Annotated in this window: 14 protein-coding genes; 1 reads left to right on the plus strand and 13 read right to left on the minus strand. The window is 35.1% G+C overall.

Translation table 11 applies throughout. The features are described 5' to 3' along the window. Positions 1–29 precede the first annotated feature (29 nt). Positions 30–707, plus strand: coding sequence for an endonuclease III domain-containing protein (locus tag E0F89_RS11815; protein WP_131909980.1), 678 nt, complete (start codon positions 30–32; stop codon positions 705–707). 285 nt (positions 708–992) lie between these two features. On the opposite strand, the gene E0F89_RS11820 is transcribed toward E0F89_RS11815, so the two are convergent. The 13 genes from E0F89_RS11820 to E0F89_RS11880 form a co-directional block, all read right to left on the minus strand. Further along, a complete protein-coding gene (locus E0F89_RS11820) occupies positions 993–1577 on the minus strand; it encodes an RNA polymerase sigma factor (RefSeq protein WP_131909981.1) in 585 nt (194 codons plus the stop codon). Positions 1578–1924: 347 nt separating this feature from the next. After that, positions 1925–2680 (minus strand): glycoside hydrolase family 16 protein, encoded by a 756-nt coding sequence (locus tag E0F89_RS11825; RefSeq protein ID WP_131909982.1) that lies wholly within the window; start codon positions 2678–2680, stop codon positions 1925–1927. 8 nt (positions 2681–2688) lie between these two features. Beyond that, positions 2689–4989 (minus strand): beta-glucosidase BglX, encoded by a 2301-nt coding sequence (gene bglX, locus E0F89_RS11830; RefSeq protein WP_131909983.1) that lies wholly within the window; start codon positions 4987–4989, stop codon positions 2689–2691. Between the two features lie 73 nt (positions 4990–5062). Continuing rightward, complete coding sequence (locus E0F89_RS11835; protein ID WP_131909984.1) at positions 5063–6706, minus strand: family 16 glycosylhydrolase; 1644 nt, start codon at positions 6704–6706, stop codon at positions 5063–5065. Positions 6707–6796: 90 nt separating this feature from the next. Then, the gene (locus tag E0F89_RS11840; protein ID WP_131909985.1) at positions 6797–8392 is read right to left on the minus strand and encodes a hypothetical protein; all 1596 of its coding nucleotides are present in this window, start codon (positions 8390–8392) and stop codon (positions 6797–6799) included. Positions 8393–8411: 19 nt separating this feature from the next. Continuing rightward, positions 8412–9890, minus strand: coding sequence for a RagB/SusD family nutrient uptake outer membrane protein (locus E0F89_RS11845; protein WP_131909986.1), 1479 nt, complete (start codon positions 9888–9890; stop codon positions 8412–8414). 11 nt (positions 9891–9901) lie between these two features. Next, entirely contained in the window at positions 9902–12961 is a 3060-nt protein-coding gene (locus E0F89_RS11850) for a SusC/RagA family TonB-linked outer membrane protein (protein ID WP_131909987.1), read from the minus strand. A 1296-nt stretch (positions 12962–14257) separates the two neighbouring features. After that, entirely contained in the window at positions 14258–15964 is a 1707-nt protein-coding gene (locus tag E0F89_RS11855; RefSeq protein WP_131909988.1) for a family 16 glycosylhydrolase, read from the minus strand. 218 nt (positions 15965–16182) lie between these two features. Then, the gene (locus tag E0F89_RS11860) at positions 16183–18045 is read right to left on the minus strand and encodes a carbohydrate binding domain-containing protein (protein WP_131909989.1); all 1863 of its coding nucleotides are present in this window, start codon (positions 18043–18045) and stop codon (positions 16183–16185) included. A gap of 25 nt (positions 18046–18070) precedes the next feature. After that, positions 18071–18922, minus strand: a complete 852-nt coding sequence (locus E0F89_RS11865) for a glycoside hydrolase family 16 protein (RefSeq protein ID WP_131909990.1) — start codon at positions 18920–18922, stop codon at positions 18071–18073. 32 nt (positions 18923–18954) lie between these two features. After that, positions 18955–20391, minus strand: a complete 1437-nt coding sequence (locus tag E0F89_RS11870; protein WP_131909991.1) for a CIA30 family protein — start codon at positions 20389–20391, stop codon at positions 18955–18957. Positions 20392–20403: 12 nt separating this feature from the next. Next, entirely contained in the window at positions 20404–23529 is a 3126-nt protein-coding gene (locus tag E0F89_RS11875) for a glycoside hydrolase family 2 TIM barrel-domain containing protein (protein ID WP_131909992.1), read from the minus strand. A 474-nt stretch (positions 23530–24003) separates the two neighbouring features. Then, positions 24004–26805 carry a triple tyrosine motif-containing protein gene (locus tag E0F89_RS11880; RefSeq protein WP_317126098.1) on the minus strand — a complete coding sequence of 934 codons (2802 nt, stop codon included), beginning with the start codon at positions 26803–26805 and terminating at the stop codon, positions 24004–24006. Positions 26806–26906 lie beyond the last annotated feature (101 nt).

A 26906-nucleotide genomic window follows, 5' to 3' on the forward strand; every position in this document is an offset into this window, starting at 1 on the left:
TTTTCTTTACCAATCAAATTTAGACAATAATGAATAAACAGGAACGTGTAACTTTTGTTATTAATACGTTAAAAAAATTGTATCCAACGATTCCAGTTCCGCTCGACCATAAAGACCCTTACACTTTATTGATTGCCGTTCTACTATCAGCGCAATGTACAGATGTGCGCGTGAATCAGATTACCCCTCTACTTTTTGCAAAAGCGGACAATCCATATGATATGGTTAAATTGTCAGTGGAGGAGATCAAGGAAATCATTCGTCCCTGCGGCTTATCGCCAATGAAGTCCAAAGGCATTCACGGCTTATCACATATCCTAATTGATAAGCATGGCGGAAAAGTGCCTCAAAGCTTTGAATTTTTAGAGGAATTACCTGCAGTAGGCCACAAAACGGCAAGTGTGGTAATGTCACAAGCATTTGGTATCCCAGCTTTTCCTGTTGATACACATATTCATCGTTTAATGCACAGATGGAACCTGACCAACGGAAAAAATGTAGTTCAAACCGAAAAAGATGCCAAACGCATTTTTCCTGAAGAAATCTGGAATGACTTGCATCTTCAAATTATTTGGTATGGAAGAGAATATTCGCCGGCTCGCGGCTGGGATTTAGAAAAAGATATAATCACAAAAACAGTTGGAAGAAAAACAATCATCGATTTATACTACAAAAGTAAACTTCCAATAAAGAAAAAATCCCACTGATTTTCTAGGAAAACAGTGGGTCTTTTTTAAAATGTAACAATTTCATAAGCAACCTTACAACTGTGTTCGTGCAGGAATCGAAGTAGATTTAATTCGATATAAATTCGAAAACTCTGTTGTCAATCTTTATTATGCTTAATGCCTGAGAATAGCTTAATAGGAAAGAAACTGTTTCTTTTCTAGGTTTCATACTCTTTGAAACTACTGATTTTTTTGAGTAAATTTTTGCCATAAAGTAATAAATTTTTATCTTTTTATTACAACGCAGCAAGTTTAAACATATTGTTAATTGGTTAAAACAATTTGATGCTTATCGATCACTTTTCTCAAATTCATAAGAGCATAACGCATTCTTCCTAAAGCAGTATTGATGCTGACTCCCGTTGATTCCGAAATTTCCTTAAAACTCATGTCGTGATACATTCGCATAACTAATACTTCTTTTTGATCACATGGTAATTCTTCGATAAGTTTTTTTAAATCCATTTCGACTTGTTCGGATATAATTTTATTTTCGATCGACAGGGAATCATCAGACATTATTGAGAAGATAGAAAATTCTTCTGTTTCTCTGAACATCGGCATTTTTTTTGTTTTTCGATAATGGTCAACTACAAGATTGTGGGAGATACGCATAACCCAAGGTAAAAATTTACCTTCTTCGTTATAGGAGTTTGATTTTAAAGTTTTTATAACTTTAATAAAAGTGTCTTGAAAAATATCGTTGGTGATATCTCTATCAGGGATTTTAGAATAAATAAAACCATAAATTTTTGATTCATGCCTTTTTATTAGTTTAGCTAAGGCATCCTCATTACCTGCGACATAATCCTTTACTAACGACGCATCAGGGAGTTGTATATTAACCATAATAATACTTTTTAGTTTAATTAAAATTGAGAGGGGTCTCTAAAAAGTAGTTTTTTATTATAGGCTGATTTTATTTAGGTTTTTTTAAGTGGTCAAATTTAACTAATTATTATTTTAACATCCAAGTAAAATTAATAAAAATTAACATAAGAAGATTGAAATTTGTTAATTTATTTCTCCTTTTTTTCACATTTACCTTTCAAATAGCATGCCGTTGCAGTGAAAATAAAAGTTTATGTCAAGAAATTCTTAAAAATAAAAAAAAAACTAAAATAAAGACTGATTGTCAATGGATTACAATAACCTTTATTTTAGTTACATTCTGATATATTTATAAAATCAGATTATCATTGGTAAACTCTGATGTAATCAACGATGAAATCCTGAGGAAGTATGGTGTCGTCCACTTCGGGACCTCCAAAGTTTCCTCCTATCGCCATATTCACAATAAAGTAAAACGGCTGATTGTAAGGCCAGATTGCTTCTGTTTTATTTTCAGGCTGAAAAGTGTACACTAAAATGTCATCCACAAAAAAATCGATTTTGTCTTTCGTCCATTCCATCGCATAGATATGAAAGCCTTTCTCAATATTGTCAAATCTTGTTTTCTTTGTATTTATTGTATTTCCGTGGCTGTCTTGCGTATGCAGAGAAGTGAAAACCATATTGGGTTCTTTACCAACATATTCCAAAATATCGATTTCTCCGCATTTTGGCCATCCAACTTCACTGATATTCGAACCTAACATCCATAAAGCAGGCCACACTCCTTGACCAACAGGCAGTTTTGCTCTTGCCTCGAAACGACCATACTGAAACTCTTTTTTACCTTTTGTTGTAATCCTTGTCGACGAATATTTATTCCCTTCTTTCTTAGCGGTGATGACCAACTTATTTTTAGAAATCTTGTGATTTTGTTTTGTGTACAATTGTCTCTCATTGTTGCCCCAACCACAGTTAGGACAACCGTCACCAAGCTCAAAATTCCAATTCTTTTCGTTTAAAGTTTTACCTTTAAAATTTTCTTCCCACACCAGTTTTCGTTTATTCTGTTGTGCGAAAGAAAAATTGGCCACAAGAAGAAATATTATTATTTTTTTCATTTGAATTTTTAATTAGAATATTGAAAATCGCCTTCCAATTTTGTTACTGAACTACCTCCGAGGAATACTTTAAAGTCTCCAGTTTCTGCTTCCCACTTTCTATTGGCCGTAAAATATTCAATTGTTTTTTCGTCTATTGTAAATACTACTTTTTTGGTTTCATTAGGCTGTAATTCGATCATTTCAAATCCTTTCAGCTCTTTTACTGGACGTGTGACGCTGCCAATTAAATCTCTGATGTACAACTGAACAACCTCTTTTCCTGCAACTTTTCCAATATTTTTGATGTTTACAGAAACTTCAATTTTACCATTTTTAGCGAATGCATTGGAGGACAACTGTAAATTTGAGTATTCAAATTTAGAATAACTCAGACCGTGACCAAAAGGATATAAAGGCGTGTTCTCTTCGTCGATATAATGAGACCAAAATACACTTTCAGGCTCATTCATCACAGGTCTACCAGTGTTTTTATAATTGTAATAAATAGGAACCTGACCTACATTTCTGGGAAAAGTCATTGGTAATTTCCCACTTGGATTATAATCACCATACAAAACCTGCGCAATAGCGTTTCCACTTTGCGTTCCTAAATGCCAACCTTCAACAATTGCAGGAATGTTTTCATCTGCCCAAGGAATTGCTAATGGACGACCATTATTTAAAACCAAAACCACATTCGGATTGACTTTGTAAATTGCTTCCAATAATTCCTGTTGCACGCCCGGCAAACCAATATCAGTTCTACTTCTTCCCTCACCCGATTGCAAACCGTGTTCTCCCAAAACCATAACTACCACGTCAGCTTGTTTTGCAACGGCAATTGCTTCTGCAAATCCACTCTTGTCCGTCGTATTGATTTTAGTTTCCCAAATGAATTGGGTTCTTCCCTCGGTTACTTCAGCTCCTTTTGTATAAGTGAGCTGATTCCCAGAATACTTCTGCAAACCTTCTAAGACTGAAACAGCCGAATTATCGTCAGCAGCGATTCTCCAACTTCCCAACGGACTTGTTTTATCATTTGCCAATGCACCAATTAAGGCAATTTTCTGTCCTGATTTTTTAAGAGGCAATAATTCCTTTTCATTTTTCAAAAGCACAATCGATTTCTTTGCCATATCCAAAACTTCTTCTTGAAATTCCAGTTTTCCAACGGTTGCCAGTTCTCTATTTTCATCACAATATTTGTATGGATCGTCAAACAAACCCAATTCAAACTTTACTTTCAAAATCCTTCTTGCCGCATTGTCGATAATACTTTCTTTGACTTTGCCTTCCTTTACTAATGCCACCAAATGTTCCACATACGCACTAGATTCCATATCCATGTCTGAACCTGCATTGATGGCAATTTCAGCAGCATGTTTGCTGTCTTTAGCATAGCCATGCGGAATCATTTCATTGATCGAACCCCAATCCGAAACTACGAAGCCATCAAAGTTCCAGTCTCTTTTTAATACTTCTCTTTGCAAATATGCATTTCCTGTTGCTGGAATGCCATTCAATTCATTGAAAGAGTTCATAAATGTTCTTACACCTGCATCAACGACTGCTTTGAAAGGAGGAAAAATGGTATTTTGCAATACATTTTCGCTTACATCAACGGTATTGTAATCCCTTCCAGCTTCCGCAAAACCATAACCTGCAAAGTGTTTGGCACACGCCAAAATAGTATTTGTAGCGGCTAAATCTTCGCCTTGAAAACCTTGTACACGAGCTACGGCAATTTTACTTCCTAAAAATGAATCTTCGCCGGCTCCTTCCATAACACGTCCCCAACGGGCATCTCTGGAAATATCAATCATAGGAGCAAAAGTCCAGTTCAATCCTACGGCAGCTGCTTCTTCTGCCGCCATTGCAGCCGATTTTTTTATTGCTTCCAAATCCCAACTTGCTGCTTCTGCGAGTGGAATTGGACTGATTGTTTTATAACCGTGTATAACATCAAATCCAAAAAGCAACGGAATACCTAATCTTGTTTGTTCCACTGCTATTTTTTGCAATGCTTTTACGTCTTTTACCCCTTTTACATTTAACATTGAACCTACCAAGCCTTTCTTAAGATCTTCATATTTTTTGGCGGCCTGACCTTCCTTGGGAGTTGGACCGGTAATATCCCAAAAACCGTTATACTGATTCAGCTGCCCCACTTTTTCATCCAAAGTCATCAATTGCAGAACTGAATCAACTTTCGTATCAAAAATATTTTCTTTGGAGGAAGCAACAGGCAGTTTTAAAATTTTATTGCTGCAACTTGCAATTATTAGCGTTGCTATAGCAAATGATGCCAACAGGAATTTATTTTTCATTTTTGTCCTTTTTTTAACAATTAAAAGGCCGGAAAATAACCGACCTTTACATATTCATTACATGTTTTATGTTTTATTGGTAAATTCGAACGTAATCAATTTCCATGGATGATTGTGCAAAATTAGGATCAATTGTTCCTCCAAAAGTTCCTCCCATTGCCACATTCAATATCAAGAAAAAATCACTATTGAAAGGTACCGAAGAGCTATTAGCAAACGAATGAAATAATTTATCATCTACGTAAAACTGAATCAAAGTCGGACTCCAAATTGTTTTGTAAATATGAAACTCAGTAGAAGCATTTGCTATTGTAGTTGTTGCAGTGTTTGGGTTGCCACCAAAATTACCCGGATAATGTAAGGAACCGTGTATAACATTTTGATCATTTCCTCTGTGCTCCATAAAATCAATTTCACCACATTTAGGCCACTCGTTTGTTTTGTAATCTTGTCCTAAAGACCAAATTGCAGGCCAAGTTCCTCCACCAATTGGCAGTTTCGCTCTTACCTCAATTTTACCATAGGTAAATTCATACTTATCTTCTGTTTTTAATCTTGCAGAAGTGTAGCCTGTACCTGATTTTTTTGCAGTGATTTTAAGATTTCCACCTTGTACAATCACGTTATCAGCAGCACTAGTGTAGGTTTGGGCTTCTCCATTTCCCCAACCGCCAGCGCCTAGGTCATATCCCCATTTTGCAGCATCTGGAGCACCGTCGACATTAAATTCGTCAGCAAATTTCAAAACAGTATAATCAACCGTTGGTGTAGGAGTTACAGCTGATCCAGGAGCAGCTGTTGTAAAAGTATGATACCATGCCAAGAATGGATTTCCGGACTGAATCACTCGTACCACCATACGATTGTCGGTGATTGAAAGAATCTCATAGGAACTGGTTCCGACAAAATACCCCATAAAACCACCATCTGCAATATTTATCATAGTTCCCCTTGTTTGAGTAGCACTATCTGGATTCATGGTCACAAAAGATTCTGACTTGCTCAAAGTCACTGTTTTTGGGCCACTGGTATTTAAGTCATAACAAGCATCATCGCCGCCGCCTTTAAAGGCGCCATTGTAGTAGGTCTGTCCTTTGTTATCCAATTCAAATTTCATTTGATCTCCTACTAAAGAAAAAGTCATTACGCTATTGTACAAACAAGTAGCTGATTTTTCATTTGCTTTAGCAGCGTAGAAATCAGGGTAATAATTTTTTGTCCCAAAAGTAGGATCAGACCACGCTACGTTTGGACCAACGCCCAAATGCCCTTCTTCAGTTTGTGCCCAATACCATTTTCTGGCAGCACCACCGGTTAATAATTGTACGGCCTGCTCATCTTTAAAATTACTAAAAACAGTTACTTCAATCGTAACGTTAGTGGCAACTCCTCCCGCTCCAGAAGCGATAACAGTCACTGTATAAGTATTTACTCCTGGTTTTGCAAATGTATTTTCGAATACTCCGCTTGGGGAATTCTTTGAAGTCCCATCACTAAAAATGTACTTATACGAAATTGCATTTTCTGCCGTACTGGTAAATAAAACTTTTCCAGAACCATCCCCGTTTGGAAACGCTGCTGATTTACCTACTATTTCTGCCGTCACCTGAAGATTTGTTGGCGTGTCTAATGCTCCAAAACCCAAATTATCCTCCTGACAATTAACCATCAAAAGAAGGACAAAAACGGATACTATGTTTATTATTATTTTTTTCATTTTTACTCTTTTTTAAAAAATCTAGTTGTGATACTCGTTTTATACAAACTCATTTTAAATTCGTAATGTATTGATTTTATCTATTTTTTATTAATTATGAAAATAAACATTATCAACATAAACGGTGTTATTTCCAGCAGGTGCACCCACATAAATTAGCTGTGCAATGTGTGCTCGCGTTGTTAATCCTGTAAAAGAACTCAAAGGAATATCCAGACTTACCCAAGATCCTTTAGCCGGCGACGGAATAGTGATTTCATGCTCAACATCATCTCCTCCTCCAAAAGTTCCATTAGCTCCAAAATCGACTAATTTTATTTTGAATTCTGTAAAATCTGATGACCAAACATCAGTGTGAAAATGGGTCATTGCGGTAGCATTTATAGGAGTGGTAGTCGCTTCGATACCCACAAAATTCAATGCACTGTATTTTTTTGTCGCATTTCCATTAATACTTAAATCTGTAAGCGTAGCATCTGACCATGAAGTTCTCCAAGTGTCTACAGCTACATTGGTATAAGCATCACTGAACATAGAAATCACTTTGGAAGGTGCTACATTTGGTGTTGGTGCCGCTGTAATTGAACCTGCTTGATTGTAAAAGAAAACGTTATCCACATAAACCGTCGTATTTCCAGAAGGTGCACCAACAAAGATTATTTGAGCAATATGAGAACGAGTGGTCAGTCCGGTGAAGTCACTCAAAGGAAGATCTAAACTTACCCATTTTTCCTTATCAGGATTTGAAATCGTGATTTCATGTTCTTTATCATCTCCACCGCCAAAAGCTCCATTAGCTCCAAAATCGACTAATTTCACTTTAAATTCTGTCAAATCTGCTGACCAAATATCCACATGAAAAAAGGTCATTGCAGAGGCATTAATCGGTGTGGTAGTCGCTTCGATACCAACAAAATTTAAAGCACTGTATTTTTTAGTTTTGTTACCACTAATATCAATATCTTCCAAATTTGCCTGTGACCAAGAAGTTCTCCAAGTATCAACAGCTACATTTGTATAACTATCACTAAACATAGAAATCACGTTCGCAGCCGGGATTGTAGGAACTGGTGCGGCAAATAAATTAGTTACAGTAATAGCTTGCGTTTTCTCTGTTTTTGCAACTCCGCCGCTTAATGCAACCACTCTGACCTGATAGGTTCCCGGATTTGCATACGTATGTATGATCTCTTCACCTTCCATGAAATCCACAGGAACTTCATTAGCGACATCGCCGAAATACACTTGAAAGAACGTCTCTAATTCCGCTTTAGCAGTTACTTTAATCGACAGATTACTACCAATAGTAATCGTAGGTTCAAAACTTGTTGGTGCTAAAAAAGAAACGGTAACTTCTTGAATAGTTTCAGTTCTTTTACCATTGATGGTTGTTGCTACAATTTTTGCCTGAAATTTACCTTCTGAATATTTATGGGTAACTGTTCCGCCCGGATTTACAAAAGCAGGCGTTGTAGTTGCGTCACCAAAATAAATTTCAAATTGGGTGACCCCTTCCCCACGTGGCAGAAAAGTAACATTTCCTGAATTATCCTGCGTAATTGTAGTCAGTGCAGATACATTGGAAGGAGCGTTAACTCCATCCAGATCCACATCATTATTTTCGTCTGAACATCCCAAAAAGATAGTTAGAGCAAAAAGACTTAGTATTAATTTTAAGTTTTTCATATTTAAATAATATTAGTTTTTAGTATCCAGGATTTTGTTGCCAATTTCCATTTGCGAATTGAATTTCCTCGATAGGGATTGGAAACAATTCATTTTTGTTGATAGTAAACCCAGTAATTTCCTGCGCTGCTTTACCTGTTCTTACTAAATCGAAAAAACGGTGTCCTTCGCCTACTAATTCCACTCTTCTTTCTGCCAAAATAAAGTCAGTCAAAGCTGGTCCAGAAGAAGAAATATCATGATTCAAATCACCAAAAGCGCGTCTTCTAACCTGGTTTAGATAACCTCTTGCTTTAGCATCGTCTATTCCGCCGCGATTGTAAGCCTCCGCGGCCATTAATAGCACATCTGCATAACGAATGGCTCTGTAATTATTTGGATTTGTAAGATTTAAATCTCCTTGTGCATCGGCTCTTCTTTTTCTTGGAATATATTTTCTGTTGAAAAAACCGGTGTGTTCGTATCCTTTTCCAAAAGTGGCACCTGTAGCTGCTGCCCAAGCTTCGATATCCAATATCGCCACTGCTTCTCTGCTGTCTCCTGCTTCAAATGCGTTTACAACTTTCTGAGTTGGAACATTAAAACTAAAACCTGACGTAAATAAATCGCCTGAATAATTTCTTGGTCCACTAAAACCAACCGCTACATTTCCTTCACTACATTGGAGACAACCAAAACCTGCACCTTCCACATCCGTGTACTGCACTTCGAAAACTGATTCTGGGCCATTTTCTCCAGCATTTTCAAAAATACTATTGTAATCCGAAACCAATGAATAGGAAGAAGTCGTAATTAGACTTTCAAGGGTTGATGCTGCTTGCGGGTATTTATTTTGGTACAAATATGCTTTTCCCAATAATGCCAAAGCAGCGCCTTTAGTTGCTCTTCCTTTTTGTGCTGCTGTTGCAGACAAATTTTCAGAAGCAAAAATTAAATCAGCTTCAATCGAAGCATATACTTCTGAAACGGATGAACGCGGAATTATTTTATCGTCACCAGAGCTGAATCTTGCATCCCCTTTCAATGGGATTCCACCAAACCATTTTACTAATTCAAAGTGATAATAGGCTCTAAGAAAACGAGCTTCACCAATCACTTGATTTTTACCTTCAAAATCTGTTTTGTCTTTGAATTCTAAAATGTAATTGGTTCTTTGAACTCCTGCGAACATCCAGTCCCACAAGTTTTTTAGATTACTGTTCACAGGCGTGTGAATCATATCATCAATTTGCTGAAAACCTGGAGTATCCGACTGGCTTTCGCCTCCGGCCAAAGTATTATCTGAGGCAATTTCGCCCAATAATGCATTTAGATACGTGGTTTGTAGCAAATCATATGCTGCAATTAGCGCATTGTCATAATCTGATTTTGAATTAAAATAATTCTCAGAATCAATCGAATATTCGATAGGTCGGTCAACAAAATCATCAGTACAAGAAATAGTTACAGTTGAAAATATTGTTATCGTTATAAGGGTAATAAATAGATACTTTTTCATTTTAATATGAATTAAAAATTAATGTTTAAACCTAACAAATAGGTTCTTGGGATTGGATAAAAACCATAGTCAATTCCGCCGCCAATTGGAGCTCCATTAGAAGCGCCCGGATCAAAACCTTTGTATTTTGTAAATGTGTACAGATTATTTACACCCGCATACAATCGTAGTTTTGTGATGCCTGCCTTTTCAGAATATTTAGAATTTACTGAATATCCCAATTGCATATTTTGTATTCTTAAATAAGAAGCATCTTCAACAAAATAGCTCGAAAAAGTAGAATTTCCCGTAGCACTTGTGGTCACTCTTGGAGTAGAATTAGTACTTCCTTCGCCAGTCCATCTGTCCAAAACATAATTTAGACGATTGACATCCGTAAGGTTTCTTTCGTAATTTCTAACCATGTCATTCCCTACAGAAGCAAAAGTATAAACTGCAAAATCAAAGTCTTTATAATTCATTTGTAAATTGAAACCCATTGTTGCAGCTGGAATAGGATCTCCAATATTCGTTCTGTCATTAGCATCCAATATTCCATCTCCATTTACATCAACAAAACGAAGATCTCCGGGATTGGCTTCAGCACCTAAAGCTAATTGAGAAGGATGCGCATCAACTTCTGTTTGATTTTGAAAAATTCCGTCTGTTTGATATCCATAAAAATAACCAATTGGCTTACCCACTTCCATTCTTGAAGGTGCTTGTTGGCCTACGCCAAATGAACCACCTTCAATATATCCTATACCATTGTCAACGGCTAAAACTTTGTTTTTAAGAAACGTCACATTGTATCCCGCACTCATCGAAAAATTTTCTGAGAATTGGTTTTTGTAATCTATCGCAAACTCTAACCCTGAATTCCTAATCGTTCCTGCATTTATCGTTGGAGAACCTGCGCCTGGGGCTGCAGTTCCGTTGATCCCGGAAACTGGAATAAATGGGATTAACAAGTCGGCTCTCGTATCAATAAAATAATCCGCAACAATCGAAACTTTATTTTCAAATAACTTAAGGTCTAATCCAACATCAAATTTTCTGGCTTCCTCCCATTTTAAATTTGGATTTGGAACTTGTCCCGTTGCTAAACCATTCACCAAAGCATCATCAAAAACATAAGTAGCTTCTCCGTTTAACTGGGAAACATAACCATTATTTGGAATTTGGTCATTACCTAAAGTACCATAACTCCCTCTCAATTTCATGAAATTTACAAATTTGTCTTCTCCAAAAAAACCTTCGTCAGAAATTATCCAACCTGCTGTAAAGGATGGAAAATAACCTACTTTGTTTCCAGGTCCGAATTTTGTCGAAGCATCACGGCGAATCATCGCAGAAAAAAGATATTTCCCTTTGTAATCGTATTGTCCTCTTGCAAAATAAGAAAGCCTTCTTTCGTCATAATTGTAGGAACCGTTAGGTACGAATTCAGAAACTCCTCTGGTCAATGAAATGTCTGCAAATTCCCATGAATTGTACGGAACATCAAATCCAGTTGCAAACAATCCATTTCCGTATTGTTTGAAAATAGTATTTCCCACTGTAGCTACTACATTATGATCATCTGCAATTTTCTTCGTGTAAGTTCCAAATAAATCAAATGAATAATCATTATCATTAATGGCACTTTGGGAAACTGAACTTCTCAAAACATCAAATACTTTATCTGAAGGATTTATCCAATACAAAATTTGCTTTGCAAACGATTTGGACTCGCTATTTGACGTATTGAAACCAATAGAACTAGAAATCGTAAAATCTTTGAAAACCTTGTAATCCAATCCAAAATTACCGTTTACTTTTTTGAAGTTATAGTCATTATAGGTATTGGCCATTTGAGCTAATGGATTTATAATTTCTATTCCCAATCCTGTATTTGTTGGCACTTTTGTAAAATCACCGTTTGCATCGTAAGGTGCAAGCGTTGACGGCGTATTCAAAGCATTGAACAAAACAGAACCCAAACCACTTTCGTTCAATGATTTTCTATTAAAATAAGTATAGATTACGTTTGTTTTCAGTTTCAATTTATCGGTAACATCCGCCCCTACAGAAACTCTTGCTGTATTTCTTAAAAATCCAGATTTACTTTCTCCAATAATTCCTTCTTGATCCAAATGAGAACCACTCACCGCGTAGGTAATTTTATCAGATCCACCAGAAAATGAGATGTCATGATTGATAATAGGAACACTAGTACTGAAAACTTCATTTTGCCAGTTTGTACCTTTACCTAAACCTGAAACATTAGGAAAAGGAATTGGATTCCCGCCATTTGCATAGCTTTCATTCAATAATAAAGCATATTCCGTAGCATTCAACATTGGTAATGTTCTCGATGTTTCCTGAAAACCAGTATACGTATTGTAACTAATTTGTGATTTGGAATTCTTTTTACCCGATTTTGTCGTGATAAGAATAATTCCATTAGCACCGATAGTTCCGTAAATAGCCGCCTGAGCATCTTTCAAAACGGTGATAGACTCAACATCATTTGGATTCAATAATCCAAGTTCTCCTATATATCCATCGATAATTGTTGTAGGTCTATTTTCACCATTAGTTGCAATACCCCTGATACGAATATCCAAAGCAGCACCCGGAGCACCTGAAGTAGTCGTAACATTAACCCCAGAAACAGTTCCTTGTAGGGCTTGTTCAATTTTTACTGGTTTTAAAGCTTCCAAAGTTTTGCTGTCCACAACAGAAACTGCTCCTGTTACTTCTCGCTTTCTCTGAGTACCATATCCAATAACTACAACTTCGTCTAATACTTTAGAATCTTCCTGTAATGAAATAGAAAGAGTATTACTACTGGAAACTACTTGATATTCTAAACTTTTAAAGCCTAGATATGAAAAAACTAAAGTCGAACCGGATGAAACTCCTTTTAGAGAAAAACGACCATCCATATCCGACGCGGTTCCAATAGTTGAATTTTTGACTTGAACATTTACTCCTGGTATCGGTAACCCAGAACCTGCTTCTTTAACGACTCCTCCAACATCATATCCTTGGGCATAGCCAATAGAGGATAGAAAGAGAAAAAGGATTAGTAGATAGTTTGACTTCATAATTTGTGTTTTTTGTGAAGGATAAAATTAGTAGGAAGAAGTAATAATAAATCAAAAAGAACCTCAACAAAAAACATACACTGCAAAAATTTACATATAAAATCTACAATTCTGAAAAAAGGATTGAAAATTAAGAAGAAATTAAGAAAATCTGCTTCTCTAAAAAATTAAAAAATCACAACAATAACGTTAATGTTGTGGTAATGTATGGTTCAAAGTGTCTAATTCATACAAAACTATACAGCTAAAAGGTACTCAACAAATCCCTGTTAGCGCAGTAATTCCATTTTTCTACGCAAACGATATCGTTTTATCTCAACGCTTCGGACAGAGTTATTGAGTAAAGGTGCGACCTCTTTCGAAGAAAGGTTTAATCTAAATTTGCACATATTCTCTGATTTTTGGCGTCAGCGCTGGATGAGTTGATCTTATTTAATTCCACCTTCCACAAAACGCATACTTTTCAAAAAACTTAAAAATGGGACTTAGAAAGCATGAATTTTATTGATTTATAAAGATTTAAATCTTGCTATACATTCAAGTTTAAAAATCGAAGCTAATCAGTTTATTCTTTACAATCTGTGTACCGATTATCTGGATTTAAAAATTAAAGTTGATGAAATTAGTGGATATCCATACAAAAAATGACATTATTATGTAGTGCCTATAGTTCTATAAAACTTTGCAATAATGAAAAAATCGGACTAAATCTGAAAGGATTCAGCCCGATACAATATAGTGATATTATTATCGAAAATAATTATAACATTATCTAACCTTTTGGGTGTAGTTTATTCGCCCATCAACAGCATTTTTTCGCAATGCTTTTCCATCTGTAATGCCTTTTCCGTTGACTATAAAACCCACCAATCCCTTTTAAAATCATTGTGTCTTTTAGCTGCCTGACCATCTTTTGGAGTTGATCAGTTTATTACGAATCCCACTGTACTGATTGAGCTGTCCCCCTTTTTTCAAGTCGATACTTGCACCTTCGACTTCTTTGTTCTAATGGTTAATTTTTGTCCATTCGTAAGTTGTTTTTATTTAGTCATAATTGCTGCAAATTGCCGAAATAAAACAGAATCATCCAAATTTTTTTAATGACATTGAATATTGATAAATTACTATTAATCAGCATAATAGCTGATATTCACTATTTTTAGTTTGCGCGATTTTCAGTAAATTTTTAGAATTTCAGAAGACGAAAAGTCTTTAAGGCATTAGTTTTATTGACACTTTACTATTTCTGAATCATTCCCTTGAGGATTTAAAATGTAACTGATTTTAGTCAAATAATTATTTCTTTAAAATTTTAAAATTTTGTATCCCATGTGAGTTCTCTACTTTTAAAAAGTAGATTCCCGATTTAAAAGGACTTAAATCTAATGAATGGGATGATTTTACGGTATCTTCAACTAGTTTCTGTCCTAAAATATTTGTCAAAACGATATGGTTTGTATCATCTAATAGCTGTAAGTTCAATTTATTTTCTACCGGATTCGGATAGAAAAATTGCGTTAATTCAAGTGGAACTTGTGTTCCTAATGTACAATTGCTTCCTACTACATAAGAAAAGTATTTAGTAACCGACAATCCGCCTGCATAAGCAAATTTCACAGCATAATTAATGGTTGATCCAATAGTTTGCCCAGTAATAGTTTTAGTAAAAATATTTCCTGAGACATTTGACATTTGCGATTCTGAAAAAGGAGTTTGTTTCCATAAATAAGCAACAACTCCCACTTTGTCTTTATCTAATAATTCAAAAGTGATTTTAACATCTGTACCAGTAGTTTGAAAAGCATACTTGTAACCAACAGAGAATGCATTTTGCGATGCCTCCGAAGAAGTTCCAGCACATTCCGTGGTAGTATTTTCCGTAGTTGTAGCTTTTATAGTAATTGGATTATTTAGATAAGCATTGCCTGAAGCATCTTTGGCTAAAACATCAAAGCTATAGTTTGTATTAGGCGATAATCCCTGAATAATTATTGATTTTTGTACCCCAGAAGGGAATGAAGTTGAAGTTGTACCAGACCCATAATCAACAATATAAGTCACCGTACCTGAGTTATCATTAGCATTTAACAATAATTCAACAGAAGTTCCCGTAATTGCTCCAACTGTGGCAGTGAAATTTGTTGGGGCTTGAGTATCTACGGTCGTGTTTTGATAGACTCTGACATAATCAATTACCATTGAAGTTTTTGTAAAATTAGATGCTATTGGCCCAGCTACACCTCCCATGGCAATATTCAACAAGAGATATTGTTCTTTGTCAAATGGCCAGGTGCTTGCATTTTTGACCGCTGGGTTGTAGGTATAGTAAATTTCATCATCTAGTAGAAATGAAATTTCATTTGGTGACCAATTCATTGAGTAAACATGATAATTACTGTCTATGTTAGAGCGAGCCTCAATACCACCTATATCCTTTGTATTTCCATAAGAAGAAGGCGTGTGCATGGCACTTTGAATATAATTGATAGGATGTGATCGCGTTATTCCATGTTCCATAATATCAATTTCTCCGCATGCCGGCCAATTACTTGTACCATATGCCGCATCAAAATAACCGCCATCTTCATTTATGTTTTTGCCCAACATCCATAATGCCGGCCAAGTCCCTAATTCAACAGGTACTTTTGCCCGAATATCTATGCGACCATATTTAAAAGCAAATTTAGAGTTTAACCTTGCCGAAGTATATCCTTTTGTTACTCCTTGATCCGTGAAATTTTCTTTTATTGCCACTATGTTTAACGAGCCCGCATCAACAAAAGAGTTTTTTTCTAAATTGGTATAATGTTGTAGTTCATTATTATACCAATTACCTCCAGCAGGCAACTGAGTTTGATGAAACCAATTAGTGCTATTTAAAGCTCCATTAGAATCAAATTCATCTGACCAAACCAAATCTTTATAAACGACATCAACTTGTCCAAAACAACATTGAGCTGCCAGAAAAAATGCAAATAAAATTTGAAGAATATTTTTATTCATTATATTATTTTTATTACGACTACTTTTAATTTTGAATTACTGATTTTGATTTTTTTTTCAAAAGTTAACCAAAGTTCCTCTTCTACCAATTGACAGCCCTCCTATTGATAAAAAAAAGGTTAACTAATATAAAATATTATTATGTTAACCTTTTTTTTTATCATCAATAAAATAACTGGCTAAAAGCCTATTCCAATGGCGTTAGCCAGTTTATAAAACTATGGATTTATTATTACCGAAACATTATCTATGTAAAGAGTTGAACTACAGCCTTGTACACCACCACAGATAGCTACAAATTCTAATGTAATACCTCCACTTACATCGCCAGCAGCTACCGTGTAAGTTGTAGTAAAGGTTTGCCATGTAGCTGTTGGGGTAACTGCAATATTTACGACTTGGTTAACCCCATTTGCAGCCTCTACAAAAGATTGTATAGAATAAGCACCACTTATACCTGTTAATGATCCCAAATAGTCAAAGGTAATTTTAACCTTATCTCCTACTTTAATTCCACCTGCCCCTTTTCTTTCTTGTTTAAGAGTTGGGTTTAATCCTGATGGACTAGCAAATAATTTAGCCGAATAAGTTCCCGTTTTACTTTGTGTGTTATCGACCTCAATAACACCACCATTTTTATAAACAGCCCAACCAGTAAAGTCTCCTGTTTCAAAACCACCATTAGCAGCAATATCCCCTGTAGCTGGAGTTCCTCCGCCTGTTCCTCCGCCAGAACCACTACCTGTTCCATAAAATGTAAGGTCATCAAAATAATAAGTGTCAGAATCTTTATTTTCAAGATCAAAGAAAATAACTATTTTATTAAACTTACCACTTGCACTACTTGGAAAAGGAATTGATAGTTCTTCCCACTCATTTGTTTTAGTTCTTGCAACCCCTACCTCTGTGCTATTCCCTGAATTTCCTATCTCTTCTAATTTTATAGTCACTTTAGTTCCCGCTTTGGCAGAGTAAACTTTAATTTTCAAACCAGAATGAGTGGTGAAATCTAATTTTGCATCTAAATCAATTTGGATATTATCCCAAGGTGCAATACCTAAATTGGTTACTTTTCCAACTTTGCATGAAGTATTGATACCGGTATCGGATTTTGGGTTTGTTTCATAAGCAAAAGTAGTTCCGTCATTTTTAATTTTTGCAGTTTGGTCAGATTTAAAAGTCACGTTTAAACTTGCTGCACTCATGGATTCGACAGTTTCTGTCGTACATGCAGCAGTACCGCCACCACCAGTTCCATAAAGTGCAAGGTCATCAAAATAATACGTATTAGTATTTTTTGTTGCCAAATCGAAAATTAATACTATTTTATCATATTTACCAGTTTGAGAACTTGCAAAAGGGAAACTTAACTCTTCCCATTCATTGGTTTTAGTGGTTGCAACTTCTAATTCTGTATTGGTTCCAGCATTTGCTTTGTCCTCTAATTTTATTATAAGTTTAAATCCAGGTACAGCTGAAAATACTTTTATTTTTAACCCTGTATTAGAGTTAAAATTTAATTTTGCATCTAAATTAAATTGAACGTTATCCCACGGGTTAGTTCCTGTCTTAGTAACCTTTCCAACATAACATGAAGTATTGATACCAGCATCAGTTTTTGGATTAGCGACCCATTGAAAACCAGCACCATCACTAATAACTTTTGAAGTTTGGTCAGTTTTAAAGGTCACATTTAAGCTTGCCGCACTCATGGATTCAACCGTCTCCGAAGTACATGCAGGACCAGTAGTAGTTCCATCGATTACAATAGTGTCCTCATACGTATCAGTTGCTCCTGCTACATTTGTAATTTTTAATGTTACTGTGTATGTACCTTTAGCATAAGTTTTTATAGGATTAATTTCCGTAGAAGTCGTTCCGTCACCAAAAGTCCATAAGTAATATCTAACTTCTGTTGACGTGTTGATAAATGTTACCGTTCCAGTACTTGCATTTATAGTGTGCGTAAATCCTGCAAAAATTTCGGGTAAATTATCATCGTTATTTTCGCATCCGCTAAATGACACAAGCAAGATCAGTATCGCAATAATGGCCTTAACATTTTTTTGTAATTGTTTCATAATTTTTATTTATTAGATTATTCTACTATTTTTTATACACTCTCACATAGTCAACCAACATGGTTTGTGGGAAAACTGTTTCGCTATTTGGAGCACCTACAAAATTACCTCCAACAGCAAGATTAATAATGATATAGAAAGGATGGTCAAAGACCCACTCTCCCTTAACATTAGATGGTGTTATCTGATTATATAAAACATCATCCACATAGTAATTGATATAGTCTGGACCCCATTCAATCCCAAATATGTGAAAGCCCGTATCAAAACGATCATTTAATAAGCTATAGCTTTTTGTGATTGCATTTGCACCAGAATATCCAGGACCGTGCACAGAACCTAGCACTGTTGTAGGTTCCTGCCCGCGATATTCCATAATGTCTATTTCACCGCATTGAGGCCAAGCAACTTCGTCGCAATTAGCACCTAGTAGCCAAAACGCAGGCCAAATTCCTTGACCATAAGGCACTCTTATGCGAGCTTCGAATCGTCCGTAAGCTTGCTCAAATAGACCTTTCGTTGTTAATCTTGCAGAAGTATAAGATGCTCCATTGAACGACTCTTTTTTAGCGGTAATTAACAAATATCCGTTTTCAACCTTTACATTTTCGGTGCGATTTGTATAGGATTGGAGCTCATTATTACCCCAGCCTGCTCCAGTATCACTGTTACCGGTTCCTAAGTCATAAGTCCAGATAGTACTATTTGGAGCACCGTCTGTAGTAAACTCATCTTGCATTACTAGTTCAGTAAATTGTGCTACCGTTTGCTTTTCATCAGATGAACAACTAGAAATTACAAATAATGGCAGTGCCAAAAAGAGAGACTTAAAACCTAGTCCTTTTATTAGCATTAAATTTATATTTATTTTTTTCATTTTTTTTCGTTTTAATATTTTCTCCATTACTATTACTCTTTATAGAAATACATATTATCTACATAAATAGTTTTAACGTTAGAAGATTTTATATTTTCAATAATGATTAAATTGACACCAGTTTTGTCTAGTGAAGTTTCTGAGGTTGGTCTAATTGGAATTTTTATCGTTGACCATACTCCTGCTTTAAAATTAGCACTTGGATAAACCACTGGAGCTCTTGGGTCTAGTTGATAACTTTGACCTATACGGTTCTGTTGAAAAGTAGTAGCAGCACTATTTTCATTTTTAAATGTGAGAAGAAGATCAATATCAGTAGGTAATTCTAGCATCATGATATCAACACTGAAATGTGTCATCTCTGAAATATTTAATGGAGTAGTAAGCTGAGTACCCACAAAATTAAATTCGGTATAGTTTAGTACATTTTGGCCGTCAATAATTGCTTGCTCACCTCTAGTAGTCTGGAAAGGAGCCCAATAGCCATTATAATAATTTACGGGTACGTTTGTATATTTGTCACTAAATATTGAAATCACCTTATTTTGATCCAAAGTAGGGACAGGAGCAACAGGAAAAGATCCAGGAACATTAACCGTTAAAGATCCAGTTGCTTTAACACCACCTATAGAAGCTGTTATTTTAGATGTACCCCTACCAACAAGAGTTACAATTCCTATATCACTAACTCTAGCCACTTCAATATTAGATGATTTAAAAGAAAAATAAGCGGGGGCTGCAGTAACTGTTTGATTTACTCCAGATTCCAAATTAAATGTTTGTGTCAATCCATAATCAGCCATACTTATTGAATTTCCTAAGAACTGAATTTCTACTTTATCCTCGCCTTTTAAAATAGATGGTCGAGGTTGTGCAATAGTTCCTAACTTTTCAAATTTCAATTCGTCAATCCAAAAAGTGTACCCTTTACCGTTTTCTGGTCCTTCAGCATACCAAAACATTCCTCTTTCTGCGATTAATTTAGTAGCGTCAGGAATTGGAATTATATATTTTTTCCAACCTGTAGTGAGTAGTAAATCTGTGGTTACTAAGTACTTGTTTTCTCCAAAATCTTGACCAAAGCCAATTTCGTTAATTAAACCTGCTTGAGTTCCCTTTGCCCAAAACGTCAATGCATCGTAACCCGATAAGTCACGCGCTGTTTCTGTACGAAAAATAGCACCTGCATAAGCGCCCAATGGATCACCCACGTTAGGCACGTCAAATCGCATAGCAGAAGTCCCCTTGTATTTTGTTTCTTGATCAACAGTAAAAGCCTGAAAATAAGAACCTTCAAACGGGAAGTAGTTTAATCCACCGGTAAAGCCGTCCATAAAAACTTCTGGAGAGTTTGGAAAAGTTGCAAACTGAACTTCATCGGAAATTTCTCTATCGCAACTTACAGAAGCGGCAAAAAACAATCCTAAAACGAAGCTGTTTTTTAAATATATATACTTTCTATTTTTCATTTTGTATCTTTTTTATTTTCCAATATTAATATGTACATATGTTCTAATTTCCCATTCATTTCCATTCGGAAATCCTATAGGACTTAAAATAGGCGATGTTGCAAATGGAAGTGTTTCATTAGGAGAATAACGTGGTGAATATTGATCAAGAGTACGCCACGTTCCACGAATACCAATTTTAGTGTCTGGTAATATAAACCAATTAGGCTTTCCTACTGAAGTAGATAAATCCAGCATTAACTGCATAGGATACGTCAAGTTGAAATCTCGATGGTAATCAAATGGACCCCAATCGTTAACTTTTACAGAACTTACTAATTTAGTCTTATTATAGACAACTCTGATATCACCTCCCAAACGCTCCACTAATCTAGCATCACCACCATTTGCTTGGGCATTACCAAAGTAAAAATTACCTATTAATCCAAAATATGGTGTTAATTTAGATACTATCCGTGTATTTGATTCCCATAAGTCATGTGCAGGAGCTGAATTAGGAAAAGCAAATGTTTGTCGCCCATCGGCAAGAATTCCAACAGCAGCATCTTGAGCAGTAGGTAAATGACGAAATACAAACCCACTACTGATGGCAAACTTAGCGTCCTCCGTCATGTCATTATCCCAATCATACATCCAAGTAGCAGGTGTTGGATCATAAGTCAATAATAATTCTCCTGCCAATGTTTCTCTATTCCCTCTTACAGCAAATGGATCATCCTGTATATTCCGCAATCTTCCTGGCGCTTGCACATCATTTGGCATAGCCGCTACAATAGGTTTTTGCCATAAAAAGTTTGGAGCAATTTGGAAATTACCAGTACTAAAGGTAAAACCGGAAAGAACATTAACCTGATTTCCACTTCCACTGTCTTTTAATCTCCACCCGGTAAATGTTTGAGTATAATCAGCACCACCATTAGCAACTAATCCCATAGCTGCAGCTTGTGAATACCAGTTAAATGAACCTTTGGAGTATGTTATTTTTGCTTTCCCCCCCCAATTATCTGTTGAATTAACCTTATCAGTAAAAATTACATAATTTCCTGATTGTCCTTCAGTGAATTGAAATACTCTTCCATTTAACGGTTGCCCACCCCATATAGCGCCAAGCTCAATTCCTAAATCTCCAAATTTTGTTTTTGAATAAATTGACAGTCTTCTTGTTTTAGGTAACGGAACTGCAATTGATGAAACAGCTCGCTGAGCATCAGCAATATCTTCATGATAAACACTTGCAAAATCGAACTTACCAATCTTTGTCGCGTATTTCAATAGAACTGCAGGGTTTGCTCCCCACCACAATTGTGGCCCAAAAGCAGCTTTAAAGCCTTTTAATGCTCTTTTACCATCAACTTCAAAACCAGAGGTTTCTCCATTATAAATATCTAAATTTGGTCCATAGTTAGCCTCAGGATATAACCCAAAAAAATCACCTTCATATCCCCAATGATAATGACCCGTCCTGTAGAAACCTCTTAATTCAAAATCTTTTGCATCCCAAGTGTAACTTGCATTATAAACTTTAACTCTATTAATGTCATCTAATAAAAGGGGACCGTTATCAGTTAAGACAGTTCTACTGCGGCCACGGTTTTCATAAAAAACTTCATCAATTGGATTTTCAGCAACATTGCCAAGTATACTGAAATTGACATTAGCACGCATGTTTGAAGATGGATTGCCTTCAACGCCTACAAAAAAGGACTGCATGTGGTCAAATCCAAGTTTATTAGGATAAACAGTCGATTCAGGATCTGCAGTTTTCGGGGTAGTAATTAAACTTCCACCGGTATTGAATGTAGTAAACTCAGCTCTCATATTACTGATACGAATTTTTTCGCTGCCGCTACCCAATAGCGCCGCTTTATCTCCACGAGCTTTTAAAACAGCATCCATTAACTGGATATTTGCAAAAGAATTTTGTATGCTCTCAAGATTTTCGCCTGGAGCGTATGGATTAACATTATGCGCTTGTTTCAATGCATAATAAGCTGCACGTGGATAAAGATCATATAAACCACGTTCATTTGTTGGTCCTTTGGCACAAATACCAAACCACTCTTCATTCATATTATTATTAGTACCCTCTAAATCATAGGAATATCCTCCATTTGACCAAGAAGCATTAGTATCATGAATGTCAAGATTTTTAGTTTGACCATATTTCCACCAGCCATCACTAAATTGAAATGTAAAACCTCCAAGTGAATTTCCTGCTTTACCAATTCCTGCTGCATTTTCATAAATTTCTTTCCAGTTTCCTACCATGTAATATGCTTGAGATTTTTGGTCCTCACTATTATTAATGGTATTAAATGCATCAGCACCAAATTCTGTAAACAAAATAGGCTTATTTATTTCATTTTTAACCTTTGTAAAAGCATCCCCAAAGGAAACACCACGATACATATTAGTTCCTAAAATATCAATGTCTGGACATTCCGTTTTAATGATATCTAAAAATAATAAATCTCCATTACAAATCGCTATTGGATGCGAGGCATCGATTTGTTTCATTTCTAAGGTTGCCTCATTGAAGAGCTTGTATAACGAACGTGCTCTGGCAGTAGATTTTCGATCCTCTAACGGAATGTTTTCCGTTTCAGCACCATCCCAAAAAAGACCATAGTTATTTTCATTTCCTAATAAAAATAATAAAAGTCCGGGAGTATTTTTATATTCTTGAACCATATCTCTTGTTTCTTTCAGAAGTAATTCACGAGTTCGGGAATCAGAATATTCGGTATTAGGCACCCAATTCCCATTTAGAGTTAGTCCGTAACGTCCAAAAGAATGGTTAAGCATAGTATAAATACCATATTTTTCATAAATGTATTGAACCCACTTTGGTTGTACACCGGTGTACTGCCGAATTACATTAACTCCCATGTTTTTCAACAAACCCATTTCAGCGTCAAGTGCAGCTTTAATAACGTCATCTGGCTGTTTCCATAAACTATAGGAAAAATTAGTCCCAATAGGGTAGTAATCCCAGTTCATACCGTTGATCATAAAATCTTTTCCATCAACAACTAATTTCATTCCCTTCTCGTTAGAAACGACCGAGACTTTATTAGGCTGTGCAAAAACAGTTGTTGTTATTAAGAAAAATAGTAATCTTAGAATATTCATTTTCATATTTTAATAAATTTAATTTGATTCTTTCAAAAGTTATTGAACAGTAATTATTTAAATGAGCTTAGCAGTTCGAGTTAAAATCTTTGTTGCTTATGGATTCTTATTTCCCTTTTCATTTTAATCTAAATTGCGAAAAGTCTTCAGTAATGCAATACTCCCCTTAGATTATAGTTTATGAAGACAATAGCTTGTCGTCAAGAATAAGTAAGTAGTGATGTAAATTGGTTTCTTTATTTTTTTTTGGTGATTTTTGATTTTATAAAATTAACAGAAACCACTATTAATAATTCAAAAAGAACCTCTACAAAAAACATACATTGCAAAAAATTATCTGTTTAATTTCCAATAATCAAAAAAAGTATTGAAAATTAAGAAGAAATTATGGAACCCGCTTTTTCTGTAAAACAAAAAAACCACAACAATAACGTTAATGTTGTGGTAATGTATGGTTTTATTTTACGGAATTAAAGTAAACTATACAGCTAAAATGTACTCAACAAGTCCTTGTTCGTGCAGTAATTCCATTTTTTTACGCAAACGATATCTTTTTATCTCAACGCTTCGGACAGAAATATTGAGTAAAGGTGCAACCTCTTTCGATGAAAGGTTTAATCTTAAATAGGCACACAATCTCAAATCGTTTGGCGTCAAAGATGGATGAGCCTGTTTCATTTTTTTCAAAAAGTCTTTGTCCGCATTATCAAAAGCTTCTTTGAAAACACTCCAACTATCACCTTCTGTTATGTTTTTATTAATTGTAGAGATGACTGATTTTATACTTCTGTTACCATCATCAGGAGTTTTCTTCAAGTCGGCTTTTATAAAAGCTAACAATTCATTTTTACTATTTAAAGTCATCGTGGAAACGGCTAATTCTCTGTTTTTAGTATCCACATCTTGAGAAAGTTGTTCGTTTCTAACTCGCATTAATTCTTGCTCATTTTCGAGCTCTTTAATCTCTAACAAAAGATTATTCTCGTCTATCAATTTCTCTTTTTGCTTTTGATAATAATTATTATAAGTTTTGTGAATAAATCGAGCTAAAACAATTAAAAAAATGAAGTACACAAAGAGAGCAATATTGGCTAAATACCAAGGTTTCGTTACCGTGAAAGAATATACAGCTGCATCCTCCAAAATAGAATTTGCAAATTTAGCTCTCACCCTGAATGTATAATCTCCTGGAGGCAAGTTTTTAAAATTTACCGTTGATTTGGCACTCCATTCGCTCCAATCGTCCTGAAATCCTTCTAATAAATATTGAAATTCAGCATTAATGTATTTATTAAACTCGGGAACCGTATAATTGATAGTTATATTGTTTTCATCATATTTAAAACTGCCTTCTTCCAGAATAGAACGGTTTACAGAACTTTCATTCAGCTTATTTGTTGAAATCTCCGATATTGAAACACTATGGTTGTTAAAACTCAAATCATTAAGATTTAAAATATAATATCCATCGGTGGTTCCTATCAAATAATTAGAATTAGAAATTTGAGTAATGTTTTCATAACCCAACATCGAATTAGTCAATGAAGCGGGAATAGGAATCACATTTTGTTTCAGTTGATTGCTTAATTTACTCAGTGAAAAATAATGAATGTAGTTTTTTGAAAAGAGCCATATTCTATTGGAGTTGTCGACAATCAATTTTCCTGAAGTGTATTCGTCTTTTTCGAAAACGGAACTTAATAAATCATCTTTGCTGAATTGTTTTGTCTTCTCATTCAGTTTAAAGATGCCTTCTTTATTCGCATAATAAATGATGTTATTAAACTTTGTTAAACTGGCATTTTTACCTTTTGTGGGCGTTTTATAGGTAACAAAAGGTTTTGTTTTCAATAAATTACTGTCTAATTCCAGTCTGTAAACGCCTTTGTATTCATGGCTTACGAACACATTCAAGTTGTTTGTAATTTCAAAATATTTAGAAGAATAATCAAATCCGGCTATTTTATTTCTAAAACCCCACTGATTATTCGTTTTTTCCAAAACTGAAATTCCGTAATAATTTCCTTGAAGCAAAAGTCCTTTTTTGTTAGGCACTGTTTCAAATTTCCATGTTCCTGATGCTGAAAATATATTTTTTGCGACAGCATTTTCAATGACAAATGTTCCCGAATCATGACCACAAAAAAGTGTCCCATCGTGCTCAAACAAAGACCAAACCTGTCCTTTCGTTCCCGTGACAAATTTGAATTCATCATTAGTCAGGTAATTTTTATAAAACAAACCTTGATTGGTGCCCACATACAAATTGCCATTATATAGTTTTGAAGTGTAAACTGTCCCAAGAATTCCGGTGTCATCAACAAAGTTTTGTATTGGTGACTGCAGGTTTATACAATTGATTCCGTTGTCCAACCCTACCCAAAGATTTTTTTCGACATCTTCATACAACGACAACGCCGTATTGTTACTCAATCCTTTGTTTTGAGTAATGTGATATTTAATTTTTCCGCTACTATCAATTATGAAAATCCCATTAGAAACAGTTCCCAAAGCAAAACTTCCATCCGAAAGCAACTGGCTGCTGTAAACACTACTGGCAGCCAATTGCGAATCAACTTCAGTAGAAAATTTAGTCAAAACACTTCCTATAAGCTTATAAAAACCATTCTGCTGTGTTTGGATTAAAAGTCCTTCATCAATGGCAAAAACATTGACAATTTTATTGCTTTGTAAAGTTGGATTGTTAGAAACCAAACGTCCTTTTCCACTTTCTATTTCAAAAAGTCCTTCATTGATTGTTTGAAAATAAATCGCATTTTTTGTTCGGAACGATTTGGTGATATTGTTTTTAGGAGCAATAATTTTGAAACCTCCAGTTTTAGTGTCGTAAATATAGATTCTATTAAGGGATTGAAAAATTACCCATTGATCATAATTTAATATGTTCCAAAACTGTTCATCATCAAGAATCTTATTTTTTAATGTTTTGCTTAGAGAAGTGTATTTTAATTTTCCATTTGCTTGTCGGGTCCAAAAACCAAATTCCATGTAGCAACCCGTAAAAATCTTATTTCCAATCACTTTAACAGAGCGAACAATAGTTTCATTTGGCGATGGATATAACTCCCAATCAGATCCATTAAATTCTAATAATCCTTCATTGTTTGCAAAGAAAACATAATGATTTTGATCTTGCGCAATCATCCAGTTCTGATTTCCTGCTCCATAAGTGTTAGACGTGTATTTTACAATTGGCGGTAACTCTTGCGAAAATGCACAGAAAGACATTAATAAAAGAAAAATGTATAGTTTTGTTTTCAATGGAATGATGATGTTAATTTTTTCAAAAATAAAACTAAAATAGTATTTATTTATTGGATAAAAAACATAAAAACTATACAATGATAAAAATCAATTTTCGA

The organism is Flavobacterium caseinilyticum (assembly GCF_004349085.1).
GTDB classification, from domain to species: Bacteria; Bacteroidota; Bacteroidia; order Flavobacteriales; family Flavobacteriaceae; genus Flavobacterium; species Flavobacterium caseinilyticum.

What these genes read in the sequence shown, in the direction of transcription:
- E0F89_RS11865 (WP_131909990.1), bottom strand. Translation starts at nt 18,922, where the DNA reads ATGAAAAAAATAAATATAAATTTAATGCTAATAAAAGGACTAGGTTTT.
- E0F89_RS11855 (WP_131909988.1), bottom strand. Translation starts at nt 15,964, where the DNA reads ATGAATAAAAATATTCTTCAAATTTTATTTGCATTTTTTCTGGCAGCT.
- E0F89_RS11820 (WP_131909981.1), bottom strand. Translation starts at nt 1,577, where the DNA reads ATGGTTAATATACAACTCCCTGATGCGTCGTTAGTAAAGGATTATGTC.
- E0F89_RS11845 (WP_131909986.1), bottom strand. Translation starts at nt 9,890, where the DNA reads ATGAAAAAGTATCTATTTATTACCCTTATAACGATAACAATATTTTCA.
- E0F89_RS11870 (WP_131909991.1), bottom strand. Translation starts at nt 20,391, where the DNA reads ATGAAAAATAGAAAGTATATATATTTAAAAAACAGCTTCGTTTTAGGA.
- bglX (WP_131909983.1), bottom strand. Translation starts at nt 4,989, where the DNA reads ATGAAAAATAAATTCCTGTTGGCATCATTTGCTATAGCAACGCTAATA.
- E0F89_RS11860 (WP_131909989.1), bottom strand. Translation starts at nt 18,045, where the DNA reads ATGAAACAATTACAAAAAAATGTTAAGGCCATTATTGCGATACTGATC.
- E0F89_RS11815 (WP_131909980.1), top strand. Translation starts at nt 30, where the DNA reads ATGAATAAACAGGAACGTGTAACTTTTGTTATTAATACGTTAAAAAAA.
- E0F89_RS11875 (WP_131909992.1), bottom strand. Translation starts at nt 23,529, where the DNA reads ATGAAAATGAATATTCTAAGATTACTATTTTTCTTAATAACAACAACT.
- E0F89_RS11850 (WP_131909987.1), bottom strand. Translation starts at nt 12,961, where the DNA reads ATGAAGTCAAACTATCTACTAATCCTTTTTCTCTTTCTATCCTCTATT.
- E0F89_RS11835 (WP_131909984.1), bottom strand. Translation starts at nt 6,706, where the DNA reads ATGAAAAAAATAATAATAAACATAGTATCCGTTTTTGTCCTTCTTTTG.
- E0F89_RS11840 (WP_131909985.1), bottom strand. Translation starts at nt 8,392, where the DNA reads ATGAAAAACTTAAAATTAATACTAAGTCTTTTTGCTCTAACTATCTTT.
- E0F89_RS11825 (WP_131909982.1), bottom strand. Translation starts at nt 2,680, where the DNA reads ATGAAAAAAATAATAATATTTCTTCTTGTGGCCAATTTTTCTTTCGCA.